2 rRNA genes are annotated in these 1,664 nt (G+C 65.3%); both read right to left on the bottom strand.

What is annotated here, in order from left to right:
* Positions 1-20: 20 nt before the first annotated feature.
* Positions 21-136 (bottom strand): 5S ribosomal RNA (gene rrf / locus ACTNBB_RS09035).
* 147 nt (positions 137-283) lie between these two features.
* Positions 284-1,664 (bottom strand): 23S ribosomal RNA (locus ACTNBB_RS09030); the annotation flags it as partial.

Here is a 1,664-nt window from a genome sequence, read left to right as displayed (position 1 = left end):
ACGGCTCGGTGCCGTCCACCGGTCAGCGGCGCCCTGGCCTCCCACGGGCTGGCCCCGCAGTACTCTCGGCGCGATGGGGCTTAGCTTCCGGGTTCGGAACGGGACCGGGCGTGCCCCCCATGCTCTGGCCGCTGACCGGTGGGCGGCGCCCACCGTTACGGTGCCCGGGTGTCTCATACACGTGCCCTGGGGGCCGCATGGCGCATAGGGGAGAGTGACTCGGGGGCATCCTCGTGCCCGGACCGCGCGTGTGAGCGCTGGGTCCCGCGGGCCGCGAGGTGCGGTTCCGGAAGAGCTCGGGCGATTAGTGCGGCTCGGCTGAGGCTGTCGCCAGCCTTGCACCTGCCGTCTATCGACCAGGTAGTCTACCTGGGCCCTTACCGGAAGGAGAACTAATCCCTGGAACGGCTTCCCGCTTAGATGCCTTCAGCGGTTATCCGCGCCGCACGCGGCTACCCGGCCGTGCCGTTGGTCGACAACCGGTTCACCGGAGGTGCGTCCACCCCGGTCCTCTCGTACTGGGGGCAGCCTCCATCGATTCTCCTGCGCCCACGGAGGATAGGGACCGAACTGTCTCACGACGTTCTGAACCCAGCTCGCGTACCGCTTTAAACGGCGAACAGCCGTACCCTTGGGACCTGCTCCAGCCCCAGGATGCGATGAGCCGACATCGAGGTGCCAAACCTTGCCGTCGATGTGGACTCTTGGGCAAGATCAGCCTGTTATCCCCGGAGTACCTTTTATCCGTTGAGCGACGGCCCACCCACTCGGGGCCGCCGGATCACTAGAGCCTGCTTTCGCACCTGCTCGGCTTGTGGGCCTCGCAGTCAAGCCCGCTTGTACTCTTGCATTCAAAAGGACGGTTGCCGACCGTCCCGAGCGGACCTTCGCGCGCCTCCGTTACCCTTTAGGAGGCGACCGCCCCAGTCAAACTGCCCGCCTGGCACGGTCCCCGAGCCGGTTGACGGCCTCGGGTTAGGACGCCGGTCGCGCGAGGGCAGTATTCCAAGGGCGGCTCCCCGGGGGCTGGCGCCTCCGGATCTTCGCCTCCTGCCTATCCTCTACACGCGGGACCAGCGGCCAATGCCAAGCTGCAGTGAAGGTTCACGGGGTCTTTCCGTCCTTCCGCGGGTAAGTCGCATCTTCACGACCAGTGCAATTTCACCGGGTCCATGGTCGAGACAGCGCCCAAGTCGTTGCGCCTTTCGTGCAGGTCGGAACTTACCCGACAAGGAATTTCGCTACCTTAGGACCGTTATAGTTACGGCCGCCGTTTACCGGGGCTTGGCTTCGGGGCTTCGCGCGGTGCGCTAACTCCTCCGCGTGACCTTCCGGCACCGGGCAGGCGTCAGACCCTATACGTCGCCTTGCGGCTTCTGCAGAGTCCTGTGTTTTTGGTAAACAGTCGCTTGGGCCTCTCCACTGCGGCCCGCCTCCGCTCCCGGAGCAAGTCCGTTCACGTACGCGCGGGCACCCCTTCTCCCGAAGTTACGGGGCCATTGTGCCGAGTTCCTTGACCATGGTTGACCCGATCGCCTCGGTATGTTCTACCCACCCACCTGTGTCGGTTTGCGGTACGGGCGCGCACGCGCCTGCCTAGGGGTTTTTCTAGGGACCTCGGGCTCACTCGCTTCGCTTAAGTGCTTCGTCCGGAGCCTCGCCCT

Source organism: Collinsella sp. HCP28S3_B9 (assembly GCF_052066095.1).
GTDB lineage: Bacteria > Actinomycetota > Coriobacteriia > Coriobacteriales > Coriobacteriaceae > Collinsella.
This window is presented reverse-complemented; position numbering and strand designations above follow the sequence as displayed.